At 66.3% G+C, this 15,452-nt stretch carries 12 protein-coding genes; 5 read left to right on the forward strand and 7 right to left on the reverse strand.

Annotated elements, in window-relative coordinates:
• Nucleotides 1–337: 337 nt before the first annotated feature.
• Nucleotides 338–826, forward strand: coding sequence for a YaiI/YqxD family protein (locus ACQKDV_RS12820; RefSeq protein ID WP_427784103.1), 489 nt, complete (start codon nt 338–340; stop codon nt 824–826).
• Here ACQKDV_RS12820 and ACQKDV_RS12825 read toward each other — a convergent pair whose 3' ends face one another.
• Nucleotides 827–1,714: a pseudouridine synthase gene (locus ACQKDV_RS12825; protein ID WP_427784104.1), complete on the reverse strand. Its 888-nt coding sequence runs from the start codon at nt 1,712–1,714 to the stop codon at nt 827–829.
• Nucleotides 1,715–1,837: 123 nt separating this feature from the next.
• Here ACQKDV_RS12825 and ACQKDV_RS12830 point away from each other — a divergent pair, with 123 nt between their 5' ends.
• From ACQKDV_RS12830 to ACQKDV_RS12840, 3 genes are all read left to right on the forward strand, one after another.
• A complete protein-coding gene (locus ACQKDV_RS12830; protein ID WP_427784105.1) occupies nt 1,838–2,386 on the forward strand; it encodes a YaeQ family protein in 549 nt (182 codons plus the stop codon).
• The gene (locus ACQKDV_RS12835; RefSeq protein WP_427784106.1) at nt 2,383–3,567 is read left to right on the forward strand and encodes an NAD(P)/FAD-dependent oxidoreductase; all 1,185 of its coding nucleotides are present in this window, start codon (nt 2,383–2,385) and stop codon (nt 3,565–3,567) included. Before ACQKDV_RS12830 ends, ACQKDV_RS12835 begins: the two co-directional genes overlap by 4 nt.
• Before the next feature lie 91 nt (nt 3,568–3,658).
• Entirely contained in the window at nt 3,659–5,728 is a 2,070-nt protein-coding gene (locus ACQKDV_RS12840) for an EAL domain-containing response regulator (protein WP_427784107.1), read from the forward strand.
• 84 nt (nt 5,729–5,812) lie between these two features.
• Here the strand turns inward: ACQKDV_RS12840 and fabV are convergent, their stop codons facing one another.
• The 6 genes from fabV to queA all read right to left on the reverse strand — a co-directional run bounded on the left by fabV (nt 5,813) and on the right by queA (nt 13,673).
• Nucleotides 5,813–7,072 (reverse strand): enoyl-ACP reductase FabV, encoded by a 1,260-nt coding sequence (fabV, locus tag ACQKDV_RS12845; RefSeq protein WP_427784108.1) that lies wholly within the window; start codon nt 7,070–7,072, stop codon nt 5,813–5,815.
• A gap of 849 nt (nt 7,073–7,921) precedes the next feature.
• A complete protein-coding gene (secF, locus tag ACQKDV_RS12850) occupies nt 7,922–8,902 on the reverse strand; it encodes a protein translocase subunit SecF (RefSeq protein WP_427784109.1) in 981 nt (326 codons plus the stop codon).
• Nucleotides 8,903–8,917: 15 nt separating this feature from the next.
• Nucleotides 8,918–10,774, reverse strand: a complete 1,857-nt coding sequence (secD, locus tag ACQKDV_RS12855) for a protein translocase subunit SecD (protein WP_427784110.1) — start codon at nt 10,772–10,774, stop codon at nt 8,918–8,920.
• Between the two features lie 61 nt (nt 10,775–10,835).
• Nucleotides 10,836–11,180, reverse strand: a complete 345-nt coding sequence (gene yajC, locus ACQKDV_RS12860) for a preprotein translocase subunit YajC (protein WP_057498089.1) — start codon at nt 11,178–11,180, stop codon at nt 10,836–10,838.
• 133 nt (nt 11,181–11,313) lie between these two features.
• The gene (tgt, locus tag ACQKDV_RS12865) at nt 11,314–12,444 is read right to left on the reverse strand and encodes a tRNA guanosine(34) transglycosylase Tgt (protein ID WP_427784111.1); all 1,131 of its coding nucleotides are present in this window, start codon (nt 12,442–12,444) and stop codon (nt 11,314–11,316) included.
• A gap of 161 nt (nt 12,445–12,605) precedes the next feature.
• Complete coding sequence (gene queA, locus ACQKDV_RS12870; RefSeq protein ID WP_427784112.1) at nt 12,606–13,673, reverse strand: tRNA preQ1(34) S-adenosylmethionine ribosyltransferase-isomerase QueA; 1,068 nt, start codon at nt 13,671–13,673, stop codon at nt 12,606–12,608.
• Nucleotides 13,674–13,885: 212 nt separating this feature from the next.
• Here queA and ACQKDV_RS12875 point away from each other — a divergent pair, with 212 nt between their 5' ends.
• A complete protein-coding gene (locus tag ACQKDV_RS12875) occupies nt 13,886–15,382 on the forward strand; it encodes an aminotransferase class III-fold pyridoxal phosphate-dependent enzyme (protein WP_427784113.1) in 1,497 nt (498 codons plus the stop codon).
• Nucleotides 15,383–15,452 lie beyond the last annotated feature (70 nt).

Here is a 15,452-nt window from a genome sequence, read left to right on the forward strand (position 1 = left end):
AATATGCTGCGGGTCTGATCTTCGCGCTGGTCGATCCTGTTCCGGTGGTCAAGAGATGTTGAAAAAATCGCAGCCACCGGGAATCGGGGCCGAGACTGAGTTGCAGGCGTTGGTAAAGCGGATCGATGAGCGGATCGTGAGATCAACTGCACCAGGCCACGATTCACGGTGACCCTAGCAAACACAGTGGGTCGAACGATACGCGTGTTTTCAGGAAAAAGCGATAGCCGCGACATTCAGCGGCATCCCCCGCCCGCGTAGGCGTGACAAGGGCTGGCACCTGATCGAGCCTAAACCCGAGCCCCCATTCAGGATTTTCCTACCCTACACTGGGTAGATGACTGAAGCTGAAACCCAAGCTGAACACGGCAGACCGAGGATCTGGGTCGATGCCGACGCCTGCCCTGTTGTCATCCGCGACATCCTGTTCCGGGCCGCCGAACGGGTCGGGCTGGAGCTGACCCTGGTCGCCAACCAGTGGATCCGCACCCCACCCTCGCGCTGGCTGCGCGCCCTCCAGGTGCCGCAGGGCCTGGACGTGGCCGACAGCGCCATTGTCGAGCGGGTGGCGGCCGGCGACCTGGTGGTCACCCAGGACATCCCGCTGGCCGCACTGGTGCTGGAAAAGAAAGCCATCGCCCTGAACCCGCACGGCGAGCTGTACACCGCCAACAACATGGCCGAGCGGCTGTCGATGCGCAATTTCATGGAAGCGCTGCGCGGGGCCGGAGTGCCGACAGGCGGCCCGCCGCCACTGGGCCAACGCGATCGCCAGTTGTTTGCCGCCGAGCTTGACCGCTGGCTGGCACGCATCAAACCACGCTGATCAGCCTTCACCCGCCCGGCCGTCGGGCCAGGGAAGCGAGCGCTCGCTGCTGAACACCCGCCCCTCTCCACTCAGCGGATCCTTGAATGCCAGGGCCCGCGCCAGCAGCTGCAGCGGCGGCGCGTGCCAGCCATCGTCGGCCGGACTCAGCCGCGGGTACAGGTCATCTCCCAGGATCGGTGCACCCAGGGCCGCCATATGCACGCGCAGCTGATGCTTGCGCCCGGTTTCAGGCCGCAGCCGGTAATGCCAGACCATGCCATCGGCCGCGATCACCTCCACCCGCGTGCGCGCATTCGGTTCGCCATCCACCTCGGCCATGCGGAAGAATGGCTCGCCGGACACGATCCGGCTATCCCGCTGCACGGGGAACTGCAGGCCCGGCAGGGCCGGCGCCAGCGCCTCGTAGGTTTTGGCGATGCGGCGCTCGCGGAACAGGCGCTGGTAGGCATCGCGCGAATCCGGGCGCTGCGAGAACAGCACCAGCCCGGCGGTGAGCCGATCCAGCCGGTGCAGCGGCACCAGATCAGCGTTGCCGGTCTGCTCCACCAGGCGCGCCAGCAGGGTCTGGCGCACGTATCTGCCGGCCGGGGTGACCGGCAGATGGTGCGGCTTGTCCGCCACCAGCAGGTGCGCGTCCTGGTAGAGGATCTGCTCGCGGAACGGAATGGCGGACTCGTCGCTGACCTCGCGGAAGTAGACGATTTCCAGCCCGACCCGCCAGGGCTGGTCGGCCGCCAGCGCCCTGCCCTGCGCGTCCTGCACACGGCCACGGGCGAAGCGGTCCAGCCACTGGCCACGATCGATGCGCGGGAAACGCGCACACAACCCGTCGAGCAGGTTCGGCCAGTCCCCGGGCGGCAGCTGCAGGCGGCTGGGCAGGTTCATCGCATCACTTCTGCAGCGGCAAGGAGCGCAAGGGTGCCATTGTTGACGCCCGGCAGACACTCCCGCCACGGACACCCTTCCGGCAAACCTCTATCATTGTCGTCTTTAGTACACGGATTCCCCATGGCCCTCACCGCCACCATCCGCAAGGCCGAGCTGCAGATCAGCGACATGGATCGCGGCTACTACGCGACCCACAACCTGACCCTGGCCCAGCACCCGTCGGAAACCGACGAGCGCCTGATGGTGCGCCTGCTCGCCTTCGCCCTCAATGCGGGTGACCGCCTGGAATTCGGCCGCGGCCTGAGCACCGACGATGAGCCGGACCTGTGGGAGCACGACTACACCGGCGACATCCTGCAGTGGATCGACCTGGGCCACCCCGATGAATCGCGCATCCGCAAGGCCTGCAACCGCAGCCGCCAGGTGCAGGTGGTGAACTACGGTGGCAATGCCTCCGATATCTGGTGGAACAAGCAGGGCAAGGCCCTGGCCCGCTTCGACAACCTGTCGGTGGTCGACCTCGATGGCGCCTTCGTCGAACAGTGGGGCCTGCAGATCCAGCGCGCCATGCGGTTCAGCCTGCTGATCCAGGATGGCGAAGTGCAGATCCTCAATGACCAGATCCAGCTCGACATCATTCCGGACTGGCGCAAGCGCCACAAGGCATGAGCACGATCCGCTGCGACGTGCTGGTCATTGGCGCCGGCGCGGCCGGGTTGATGACCGCGATCACCGCCGGCCAGCGCGGCCGCCACGTGCAGGTGATCGACCATGCCAACAAGGTCGGCAAGAAGATCCTGATGTCCGGTGGTGGCCGCTGCAACTTCACCAACACCGGCACCACCCCGGCCAACTTCATCTCGGCCAACCCGCACTTCTGCAAGTCGGCACTGGCGCGCTATACGCCGTGGCACTTCATCGAAATGGTGGACAGACACGGCATCGCGTATCACGAAAAAGAGCTGGGGCAGCTGTTCTGCGATGTCTCTTCCAAGCAGATCGTGAAGATGCTGGTGGATGAGTGCCAGGCCGCAGGCGTGCAGATCCGTACCGACTGCAGCGTGCAGCGCATCGAGCACGGCAGCGATGGTTTCCGCGTGCACACAAGCCAGGGCCTGTTCCATTGCGCCTCGCTGGTGGTGGCCACCGGCGGCCTGTCCATTCCCAGCATGGGTGCCACCGGCTTCGGTTATGAGATCGCCCGCCAGTTCGGTCACCAGGTGCTGCCCACCCGCGCAGGCCTGGTTCCGCTGACACTCAGTGGCACGCACCAGGAACGCCTGGCCGATCTCAGCGGCGTTGCCCTGCCCATCGAGGCACGCTGCAACGGCAGGAGCTTCCAGAATTTCATGCTGCTGACCCACCGTGGTGTCAGCGGCCCGGCCATCCTGCAGATCTCCTCGTTCTGGCAACCCGGCGATGCACTGGCGCTGGACCTGCTGCCGGGCCAGGACGCGACCGCGTGGCTGCGGCAGATGAAGCAGGAGCGCCCGGCGGCCGAACTGCGCACGGTGCTGGCCGAGGTGCTGCCCAAGCGCTTGGCCCAGCGCCTGTGCGAACACTGGCTGCCGGACCGCCCGGTGCGGCAGTTGGACGAGCCGGTGCTGCGCCAGGCCGGGCAGCTGCTGGGGGCCTTCCCACTGGTGGCCAGCGGCACCGAGGGTTACCGCACCGCCGAAGTCACCCTGGGCGGCGTGGACACCGCCGAGGTGTCGTCCTCGACGATGGAATCCAAGCGCGTGCCCGGCCTGCATTTCGTCGGCGAGGTGCTGGATGTGACCGGATGGCTGGGGGGCTACAACTTCCAGTGGGCCTGGGCCAGCGGCCATGCCGCCGGCAGCGTGGTGTGAACCGCATCGCCGTTCCAGCTTCGCAAGGGGTGCGCGCATGGACGGGCCGCCGCGCATCGTGTATCTAGATTTGCAGATTGGGGAGCAGTGCATGCAGAACGCGAACGACATCACCATCCGGTTGCTGATCGTCGATGACAGCGGCGAGAACGCCGAAGCCATCGTCAGCACCCTGCGCAACAGCGGCATCGCCGTGCGCCCCTGGCGCCCGCAGGATTCAGCCGAACTGTCGCAGGTCCTGGCCAGCCAGGCGATCGACCTGGTGCTGGCGTCGCCCTCGCAGGCCATCCCGCTGCCCCTGGTGGCGCAGCACATCGCCGCCAGCGGCAAGGACATCCCGCTGGTGCTGCTGGCCGATCGCATCGACGAGGACGAACTGGTCCAGGCCAGCAGCAATGGCGTGCGCGCCCTGGCCCTGCGCCAGCGCAACGAGCATCTGCTGGCCGTGGTCCGCGACCAGTGGGTCGACCTGCAGGCGCGCCGCGGCCTGCGCCGCATCGAAGCGCAGATGCGCGAGACCGAGCGCCGCTGCGACGCCCTCATCGCCTCCTCGCGCGACCCGATCGCCTACGTGCATGAGGGCATGCACATCCGCGCCAACGACGCCTATCTGGAAATGTTCGGCTACGAGGACTTCGAGGACATCGAAGGCATCTCGCTGCTGGACATGGTGGCCGCGCAGCACGTGGAGGGCTTCAAGCAGCTGCTGAAGGGCCTCAGCCGTGGTGAGGCGCCGCCGCCGCAGTACCAGCTCGATGCCCGTCACGAAGATGGCAGCGCGTTCCCGGCGACGATGGAATTCACTGCCGCCACCTACGAAGGCGAATCCTGCCTGCAGGTGGTGTTCCGCCGCCGCCTGGAACTGGACCCGGAACTGGCGCGCGAGGTCGAAGACCTGCGCCAGCGCGACCAGGTCACCGGCCTGCTCAACCGCCCCACCTTCATGCTGCAGGTGGAAGATGCCGTGGCCCAGGCCGGCCGCAGCGAAGGCCAGTTCGGCCTGCTGCTGATCGAGCCTGACCATTACGCACGCCTGATCCCCGACATCGGCCTGGACTCGGCCGACGCCCTGATCGGCGCGATGGCCGCACAGCTGGCCGCGGTGGTGGGCGACGACGCGCAGATGGCGCGCTTCGGCGAGCACAGTTTCGCGGTGTTGCAGTCCGGCGCCTACGCCCAGACCGTCGCCCTGGCCGAACGCATCCGTGAAGGATTCGCCGCGCACGTCTTCAGCATCGGCCCGCGTTCGGCCACGGTCACCGTCAGCATCGGTGGCGTGCAGGTGGGCGAGAAGATCGCCAGCATCGGCCAGGTGCTGGCGCGTGCCAGCGAATGCGCGCAGGCCGCGGCGGCATTGGGCAACACCTCGCGCATCTTCGACCCGGCCGCGGTTGACCGCATCGAGGAAGAACGCGTGCAGCGCTGGGTCGCGCGCATCCGCGAGGCGCTGGCCGGCGACGGCTTCCAGCTGCATTACCAGCCGGTGCTGAACCTGCAGGGCGAACCACTGGAACTGTACGAAGCCTACCTGCGGCTGGAACACAACGGCGAGCTGCTCAGCCCGACCGCCTTCCTCGGCATCGCCGAGGAGCACGGCCTGCTCGGCGACATCAACCGCTGGGTGGTGGCGCAGGCGATCAACGTGCTGGGCGAACGCTCGCGTGCCGGCCACGACATCCAGATTCTGGTCAAGGTCACCCCCGAATCGTTCGATGACCCGAAGATGATCGCCACCGTGCGCCAGCAGCTGCAGGCACAGGGCGTGGCAGGCGAACGGCTGTGGCTGCACGCGCCGGAGGCGAAGGTGTTCACCCACCTGCGCGCGGCCCAGCAGTTCCTGGCCGATGTCGCCCCGCTGGGCTGCCGCATCGGGCTGGAGCAGTTCGGTTCGGGGTTGGATTCGTTCCAGCTGCTGGCCCACTTCGAGCCGCAGTTCCTCAAGCTGGACCGTGGCTTCACCAGCGACCTGGCGGCCACACGCGAGAACATCGACCGCATCAGCCAGATCACTGCGCGCGCGCAGGAGGCCGGCATCCGCACCATCGCCGAATTCGTCAGCGATGCGAATTCGATGACCCTGCTGTTCAGTGCAGGCGTTGACTACGTGCAGGGCGACTTCGTCGGCCCGGCGTTGCCATCGATGAACTTCGATTTCGGCTGAATCTGATACTGGTAGTGCCGGCCGCTGGCCGGCAACCATGCATACCCGCAATGCCGGCCAGCGGCCGGCACTACCACGGGGTCGTCAGGTCAGGTCGACCAGGTTGCTGATCTTCACGTCCGGATTGACGTCGGCTTCGTAATCGACGCCGTCGACGCCGAACCCGAACAGGCGCAGGAAGTCAGCCTTGTAGCCGGCCAGGTCGCTGATCTCGTAAAGGTTCTCGTTGGTCACCTGCGGCCACAACTCCAGCACCTTGCCCTGCACTTCCGGGGCCATTTCCTTGTAGTCGGCGCGCAGGCGCCCTTCTTCGTCCACCAGGGCCACGGTACGGCCCTGGCCGTCGACCAGGTCGTGGCGCAGGCGGTCCACGGCCACGCCGTCGGCCTTGCCGCCATACAGGATGTCGTACAGCACGTCGAGCTGTTCGATGCAGCCTTCGTGGGTACCCTGCGCCTTCATCACCTTGAACAGCAGCGACAGGTACAGCGGCATGGTCGGAATGGCCGAGCTGGCCTGGGTGACCACGGCCTTCAACACCGAGACGCGCGCGTCGCCGCCGATTTTCGCCAGCTTTTCGCGCAGGCCCAGCACCTTGGTGTCCAGGTCCTTCTTGGCGGCACCGATGGAACCATTCCAGTAGATCGCCTGGGTGATTTCTTCGCCCACGTAGGTGAAGGCGGTGGTGGTGCAGCCATTGGCCAGCACGCCGGCATCGGCCAGCGCGTCGATCCACATCTGCCAGTCTTCGCCGCCCATCACCGCAACGGTACCGGCGATTTCTTCCGGAGTGGCCGGCTGCAGATGGGTTTCGGTCAGCACTTCCTTGTCGGTGTCCAGGCCACGCAGCGTGATCGGCTCGCCGATCGGCTTCAGCGTGGAGCTGATGATCTCGCCCGTCTTCGGGTGCTTGCGGCGCGGTGCGGCCAGGCTGTAGACGACTTGGTCGACCTGGCCCAGATCGGCCTTGATCATCTCGATGGTCCTGGCCTTCACTTCATCGGAGAAGGCATCGCCGTTGATGCTCTTGGCATACAGGCCGGCTTCGTCTGCGTACTTGTGGAACGCCGCCGAGTTGTACCAGCCCGCGGTGCCCGGCTTGGTTTCGCTGCCGGGGCGTTCGAAGAAGATACCCAGGGTTGCCGCACCGCTGCCGAAGGCTGCGGTGATGCGCGCCGCCAGGCCGTAGCCGGTGGAGGCGCCGATGACCAGCACGCGCTTGGGGCCATTCTTGATCGGCGGGCGGGCGCGGATGTAGTCGATCTGCTGCTTGACCGCGGCCTCGCAGCCGGTCGGGTGGGTGGTGACGCAGATGAAGCCGCGGACACGCGGTTTGATGACCATGGATACCTCGGGTTGGCAGATGCGGCGCGCGGGGCGCACAGCAGGAATACGGGCGCGCGCAGGCGCGCGCGAACCGCAGGATCGTAGTGCGCGGGGGAAGAATGCACAACCGACGCTGGCGTAGGGTGGGGTCTTCTTTTTGCAGGGCTTGCAGCCCTGCACCTGCTTCAAGCCACTGCAACGTCAACGTCAACGTCAAAAGCTGGGGTCCTGAGGGTTGGCGGGGTGGGTCCGGTTGAGGGGGACGCTGCAAGTACGTCCATGTAAGCTCGGTCGCCGCATCCATGCGGCTCACGCCCCCTCAACCGGACCCACCCCGCCTTCGACAGTTCCCTGCTGCAGATGGTGGGTGCCGACCGTTGGTCGGCACGGGGTCGGATATCGATATCTGACAGAAAAGTTGTGTCGACCAAGGTCGACACGTTAGATCCACGCCATGCGTGGATGAATTCATTCGACATCTGACAGATGTGTCGACCAAGGTCGACACCTACCAACAGCCGCGCAGCGCCGTTGCCACCAGCCGCGTGAACCTGTCGAAGGCGGGGCACTGTGGGTTTGCGGGGTGTGAGCCGCATGGGCCCGAGGCATGCCTCGGGCGGGTTGGGCAGGACGCCCAACCCCGGTCTTGCCGTGTGCGCAGGACAGCGCACACGAGCAAGCGGCGACCAAGGCTACAGGGACGTACTTGCGCCGTCCCCGCAAACCTACAGTGCCCCGCCATCCCACGGAATGCCGCTCCGGCTTTTGAAGTTGTCCTGGCTTGTAGCAGGTGCAGGGCTGCAAGCCCTGCAACACAAAAAACCCCGCTTGCGCGGGGTTCTCTGTGTTCCATTGCAGCGCGGCTGCTTACGGGCGACGGGCCAGGGCCTCGACGTCCTTCGCCTTCGGCAGCAGGTCCTGCTTGCTCACCCGCAGCGCACCAACGGTCAGCATCGGCACCGCCACCAGGATCGAGGACAGCACCACGATCACCGCACCGATCATGTGGGTCTCGGCCAGACCTTCCATGGAGCTGCCGCCGTACAGGTACAGGGCCAGCGCCGACAGGAAGAACATCACCGCGGTGATCACCGTACGCGACAGCGTCTGGTTGATCGAACGGTTCAGCACCTCCATCGGCTCCGCACGCAGGCTGCGGAAGTTTTCGCGCACGCGGTCGAAGACCACGATGATGTCGTTGATCGCAAAACCCATCACCGACAGCAGGCCGGCCAGCACGGTCAGGTCGAACTCACGGCCCAGCAGGGACACGTAAGCCACCGTCACGATCAGGTCGAACATGGCTACGATGCTGGCGGTGACCGCGAACTTCCATTCGAAGCGCACCGCGATGTAGATCAGGAAGCCAGCCAGCATGAAGATGGTGGCGTACAGGCCGTTCATCGCCAGATCCTTGCCGATCTGCGGGCCAACGAACTCGTTGCGCAGCACCGTGGCCTGGTTGTCGGCGGTGGACAGCGCCTTGACCACCGCCGCAGCGGTGGCCTTGTCCTCGGCGGCGGCCGCACCGGTACCCGGGGCATGCTCACCGTGCGGGGCCAGGCGGATCAGCAGGTCGGTGTTGCCACCAACACTCTGCACCTGGGCGCCTTCGAAGCCGTTCTGCTCGAGCTTGGTGCGGACCTGCTCGACGTCCACCGCCTTGTCGAAGCGGGCCTCGATCAGAGTACCGCCGGTGAAGTCCAGGGCGTAGTTGAAGCCCTTGAAGCCGATGATGCCGATCGATGCCAGGAACACGATGATCGTGACGACCATCGCGACATGGCGCCAGCGCATGAAATCGATCTGGGTATCGTTCGGGAGGATGTGCAGCGGAAAAATTTTCATGTGCGTGTCGTCCCGTCAGATGGCCACGTTCTGGAGCTTCTTGCGACGGCCATAGATCAGCGTCGCCAGGGCGCGCGACACGGTGATCGCGGTGAACATCGAGGCGAAAATACCGATGATCATGGTCAGGGCGAAGCCCTTCAGCGGGCCCGTGCCGAAGGCAAACAAGGCCACGCCGACGATCAGGCCGGTCAGGTTGGCGTCGAGGATGGTGCCCGAAGCACGATCGTAACCGGTCACGATCGCGGTCTTGCCCGGCACACCGGCACGCAGTTCTTCACGGATACGCTCGTTGATCAGCACGTTGGCGTCCACCGACAGCCCGACCGACAACGCCAGGCCGGCGAAGCCAGGCAGGGTCATCGTCGCGCCGAACAGCGACATCACTGCCACCACGATCAGCAGGTTGAACAGCATCGCCAGCGAAGTGATCAGGCCAAACATGCGGTAGTAGATGGTGAAGAACACCAGGGTGAACAGGAACGCGTAGACCACCGCGGTGATACCGTTCTTGACGTTCTCCGCACCCAGGCTCGGGCCGACCACGCGCTCTTCGACGAAGTCCATCGGCGCGGCCAGCGAACCCGACTTCAGCAGCTTGGCCAGGTCCTCGGCTTCCTTCTTCTGCAGACCGGTGGTCTGGAAGTTCTTGCCGAACACGCCGTTGATGTTGGCCACCGAGATCACTTCCTCGTTGACCTTGAAGCCACGCACTTCCTGGCCATCCACCATGGTCACGGTCGGCACGCGCTCGGTGTACACCACGGCCATCGGCTTGTTCACGTTGGCGCTGGTGAAGTCGAACATGCGCTGGCCGCCGACATTGTTCAGCGTCACGCTGACCGCCGGGGCACCACTGTTGGTATCGGTCACCGCCTGTGCGCCGACCATCTGGTCGCCGGTGACGATCACGCGCTTGTTCAGCAGCACCGGACCCAGGCCATCACGACGCTGGTAGACCTTGGCTTCCGGCGGGATACGGCCGGAGGCGATGGCGTCCTGCGCGTTGCCATCGACCACCGCGCGGTATTCCAGGGTAGCGGTGGCGCCGATCATGCGCTTGGCTTCGGCGGTGTCCTGCACGCCCGGCAGCTGCACGACCACGCGGTCGGCACCCTGGCGCTGGATGATCGGCTCGGCCACGCCCAGCTGGTTCACGCGGTTGCGCAGGGTGTTGATGTTCTGCTCGATGGCGCCGTTGGCGATCTGCGCGATCTCGGCGTCCGGAATGGTCACCGTGATGCGGTTGCCGCTGACGTCGTAACCCAGGGTCGGCTGCGACTTGACCAGCGCCGTGCGGGCGTTGGCGGCAGCGTCGTCTCCGGCCGACGGGCTCAGGTTGGCCACGATGGTGTTGTCGGCGCGGCGTTCGACCGACTGGTACGGAATGCGCGCGTCGCGAAGGGTGCTGCGCACGTCTTCGGTGTAGGCGTCCAAGCGCTTGTCCAGCGCGGCCTTCTGGTCGACCTGCAGCACGAAGTGCACGCCGCCCTGCAGGTCCAGACCCAGCACCATCGGGCGACCGCCCAGCTTGGCCAGCCAGTCCGGCACGGTCGAGGCCAGGTTCAGGGCCACCGTGTAGTTCTCGCCCACGGTGTCACGCAGCGCATCGCTGGCCGCGGACTGGGACTTCAGGTCCGGCAGGCGGACGATCAGGCTTTCCCCTTCCTTTTCCGCGCCGATCGTGGTGACACCGGCCTTCTTCAGGTCGGCCAGCACACGGTCGCGCAGCGCGTCGTCGACCGTACCGCCACGGTTGGCGGTGATCTGGACGGCCGGGTCCTTCTGGTAGATGTTGGGCAGCGCGTACAGGGTACTGAGCGCCAGTACGATCAGGATGACGACGTACTTCCAGCGTGGAAATTCGAGCATTGCTTGGGTCCCGCGCGGCGCCATCCCCGGCGCCGCGGTTGTGCATCGGAAAGGGAGTGGCTTACTGGGCCGACTTCAGGGTACCGGCCGGCAGCACGTTGCCGACAGCGCCCTTCTGCACGCGGATGCGCACGTTGTCAGCCACTTCGATGGTGATGAAGTTGTCGCCGATGTCGGTGACCACGCCGGCGATGCCGCCGTTGGTCAGCACTTCGTCGCCACGCTTGATCTTCTCCAGCATGGCCTTGTGCTCCTTCTGCCGCTTCATCTGCGGGCGGATCATCAGGAAGTACATGATGGCGATCAGGATGATCGGGAACAGCAGCGTGGTCAGGCCCATGCCCTGCGGTTGGCCGCCGGCGGCCTGGGCGTGTGCGGCGGGAATCAGGAAGGCAAGCAGGTTCATCGTTGGTCCTTTGGTTGGGCGGCGCTCCCACTCGTAACGGGCGGGGGTGTCGACCGCGGATCTGGGTCAGCCTTGAAGTATGCCACGGCCCCGGACGTTCGTCCTTGGGCCGTTCGGCAGGGGTGCTGCGGGGTTACAGGGGCGGCGCGACCGCCCCGCGTGCTGCATAGAAGGACTCGCGGAAGGCCTGGAAGGTTCCCGCTTCGATGGCCGCGCGGATATCGGCCATCAGTTTTTCGTAATAGAACAGGTTGTGCAGGGTGCCCAGCATCGGCGCCAGCATCTCATTGCAGCGGTCCAGGTGGCGCAGGTACGAGCGGGTGTAGCCGCCGCTGCAGGCCACGCAGCCGCATCCCGGCTCGATCGGGTCCATGTCGCGCGCATACTGCGAGTTGCGGATGCGTACGGTGCCGAACGAGGTGAAATAGTGGCCATTGCGCGCATTGCGGGTCGGCATCACGCAATCGAACATGTCCACGCCGCGGGCGACGCCCTCGACCAGATCTTCCGGCCGGCCCACGCCCATCAGGTAGCGTGGGCGGTCACCCGGCAGCTCCGGGTCCAGGTGGTCCAGCATGGCGTTGCGCTCGTGCTCCGGCTCGCCCACGGCCAGGCCGCCGATGGCATAGCCGTCGAAGCCGATCGCCTGCAGGGCTTCGGCCGAACGGCTGCGCAGGTCGGTATGCACGCCGCCCTGGACGATGCCGAACAGGGCCGCGTCGTTGCCCAGCGCGTCATGCGCGTTGCGGCTGCGCGGGGCCCCGCGCAGGCTCAGCTCCATCGAGCGACGAGCGACGTCCTCGGTGGCCGGGTACGGGGTGCACTCGTCGAAGATCATCACCACATCCGAATCGAGCACCTTCTGGATCTTCATACTCTCCTCCGGGCCCAGGAACACGCGGGCACCATCGGTGGGCGAGGCGAAGGTCACGCCCTGCTCGGTGATCTTGCGCCGATGGGCCAGCGAGAACACCTGGAAGCCGCCGGAGTCGGTCAGGATCGGGCCGTCCCACTGGCAGAAGCCGTGCAGGCCGCCGTGGTCGGCGATGATGTCCAAGCCTGGGCGCAGGTACAGGTGGAAGGTGTTGCCAAGGATGATCTCGGCGCCCAGCGCACGCACCTGGTCCGGCAGGATGCCCTTGACCGAGCCGTAGGTTCCCACCGGCATGAAAGCAGGCGTTTCCACCGTGCCACGCGGGAAGGTCAGGCGGCCACGGCGGGCACGGCCGTCGCGGGTCTGGAGCTGGAACTGCAATCGGGACATGGAGCGGTCGTTCAGGCAAATAGTCGCCTATTGTCTCCGAAAGAGGCCGTTGCCGGTAGCGCCGGGCCATGCCCGGCGGCCGTTGCGCCAGCGCCCCCGCCCCGCCGGGCATGGCCGTGGGTACCGGATTCATCCACGCATGGCGTGGATGAAGCGCCCGTTCACCCCGCCTGCGGGAACAGCAGCATCGCGTCGCCGTAGCTGAAGAAGCGGTAGCGCTGCTCGATCGCATGCTGGTACGCCTCGAAAACCCTTTCCTTTCCGGCGAACGCGGAGATCATCATCAGCAGCGTGCTTTCCGGCAGGTGGAAGTTCGTCACCATCGCGTCGACGCTGCGGATGCGGTAGCCCGGGGTGATGAAGATCTGGGTCTCGCCCGCGAATGGCAGCAGCTCACCATCGCGCATCGCGCTTTCCAGCGCGCGCACCACGGTGGTGCCGACGCCGATCACCCGGCCGCCAGCTGCGCGCGTGCGCCGCACCTGCTGTACCAGCTCGGCGCCTACGTTCAGCCACTCGCGGTGCATCACGTGGTCCTTCAGGTCATCGGCACGCACCGGCTGGAAGGTGCCCGCGCCCACGTGCAGGGTGACGTGACCGAAATCCACGCCCTTTGCCTTCAACGCCGCCAACAGCGGCTCGTCGAAATGCAGGCCGGCGGTCGGTGCGGCCACCGCGCCCACTTCGCGCGCGAACACGGTCTGGTAGCGCTCGCGGTCATCCACGCCCGGCTCGCGCTGGATGTACGGCGGCAGCGGCAGGCGGCCGGCGTGCAGCAGCCACTGCTCCAGCGATTCCGGCACGTGGAACTGCAGTACATAGAACTCGCCATCGCGGCCCAGCACCTCGGCCTCGCCGCCAGCATCCAGGGCGATGCGGCTGCCCGCCTTGGGCGACTTGCTGGCACCCACCTGGGCGCGCGCCTGCTGTCCGCCCAGCAGCCGCTCGATCAGGATCTCGACGCGGCCGCCACTGGCCTTCTGCCCGAACAGACGCGCCGGGATCACCCGGGTGTCGTTGAACACCATCAGATCACCGGGCTGCAGCAGCGAGGGCAGATCGCGCACCTGCAGGTCGCTGAAGGCGGCCGGCGCTGGCGGTACCAGCATCAGACGGCTGGCCGAGCGTTCGGCCAGAGGGGCCTGGGCGATCAGTTCAGCCGGCAGGTCGTAGTGGAAATCGGACTTCTTCAAGGCGTTGGACGGCAACAGGTCGACAATGGCGCGCATTGTACGTCCAGCGCTTGCGAGCCGGCGCGCTTCGCACCGAACGTCGGGCAATATGCTGCTATGCAACAGGATTCTGCGGGGTTATCGCGCAAAAAAACAAGTGCTAGCATCGGGAAGGAAGTCCGCAGCACGAGTCCGCCCCCGAAGCGCGCGTGATGACGCGCGTTTTGCTTTTGAAGGCCCGTGCGACCCATCGTTTCAGGAGATCTGCAATGAGCTTCATCGAACGTCTCGCCCCCCTCCGCACCCAGCCGGGCACCCGCATCACCACCGGCCTGGACGATGCCACCCTGACCGCCCTGTCTGCCCGCCACCCGCAGCTGGTGGCCGCGGTGGACGCCGCCGCCACCGAATTCGCGCGCGTGCAGCAGGAGCTGGGGCCGCTGCTGGCGCAGGACGAGCAGGCGCAGATCGATGCGATGCAGGACGGCTTCGTCAATTTCTATGCCGACGACGCGGTGACCCCATATGTGGCGCTGGCCGCGCGCGGCCCGTGGGTGGTGACCCTGAAAGGCGCGGTGCTGTATGACGCCGGTGGCTACGGCATGCTTGGTTTCGGCCACACGCCTGATGCCGTGCTGGAGGCGATGGCGCGGCCACAGGTGATGGCCAACATCATGACCCCCAGCCTGTCCCAACAGCGCTTCATCAACGCCCTGCGCGCGGAAATCGGCCACCGTCGTGGCGGCTGCCCGTTCGCCCGCTTCATGTGCCTGAACTCCGGCTCGGAAGCGGTCGGCCTGGCCGCGCGCATCGCCGACGTCAATGCCAAGCTGCAGACCGACCCCGGCGCGCGCCATGCCGGTGCCACCATCAAGCGCGTGGTCATCAAGGGCAGCTTCCACGGCCGCACCGATCGCCCGGCCCTGTATTCCGATTCCAGCCGCAGGAGCTACCAGCAGCACCTGGCCAGCTACCGGAGCGAGGATTCGGTCATCACCGTGGCCCCGTACGACGAGGCCGGCCTGCGCAAGGTGTTCGAGGATGCCGAGCGCAACCAGTGGTTCATCGAGGCAGTATTCCTGGAGCCGGTGATGGGCGAAGGTGACCCGGGCCGCTCGGTACCGCCGGCGTTCTATGCGGCAGCCCGCGAGCTGACCCGCGCCCACGGCAGCCTGCTGCTGCTCGATTCGATCCAGGCCGGCCTGCGCGCCCATGGCGTGCTGTCGGTGGTCGACTACCCGGGCTTTGAAGGCCTGGACCCGCCGGACATGGAAACCTATTCCAAGGCGCTCAACGCCGCGCAGTACCCGCTGTCGGTGCTGGCGGTGACCGAGCATGCCGCGCAGCTGTACCGCAAGGGCATCTACGGCAACACCATGACCAGCAATCCGCGCGCACTGGACGTGGCCTGCGCCACCCTGGCCCAGCTCACCCCGCAGGTCCGAGCCAACATCGCCGAACGCGGTGCCGAGGCGGTGCGCAAGCTGGAACAGCTGAAGAACGAACTGGGCGGGCTGATCATCAAGGTGCAAGGCACCGGGCTGCTGTTCTCCTGCGAGCTGGCCCCGCAGTTCAAGTGCTACGGGGCCGGCTCGACCGAGGAGTGGCTGCGCCAGCACGGCATCAACGTCATTCACGGGGGCGAGAATTCGCTGCGCTTTACCCCGCACTTCGGGATGGACAGCGAGGAGCTGGACCTGCTGGTGGGCCTGGTCGGCCGCGCCCTGCGTGAAGGCCCGCGCCGCGAGCAGGCGGCGGCGGCGTAAGCCTGGCTTGCCCTTTGTAGATACCGTGTTGTCCTTGCCTAGGCAAGGACGACTTCAGGCTCAAACGGTC

This window comes from Stenotrophomonas sp. NPDC077659 (genome assembly GCF_050268705.1).
Lineage (GTDB): Bacteria > Pseudomonadota > Gammaproteobacteria > Xanthomonadales > Xanthomonadaceae > Stenotrophomonas.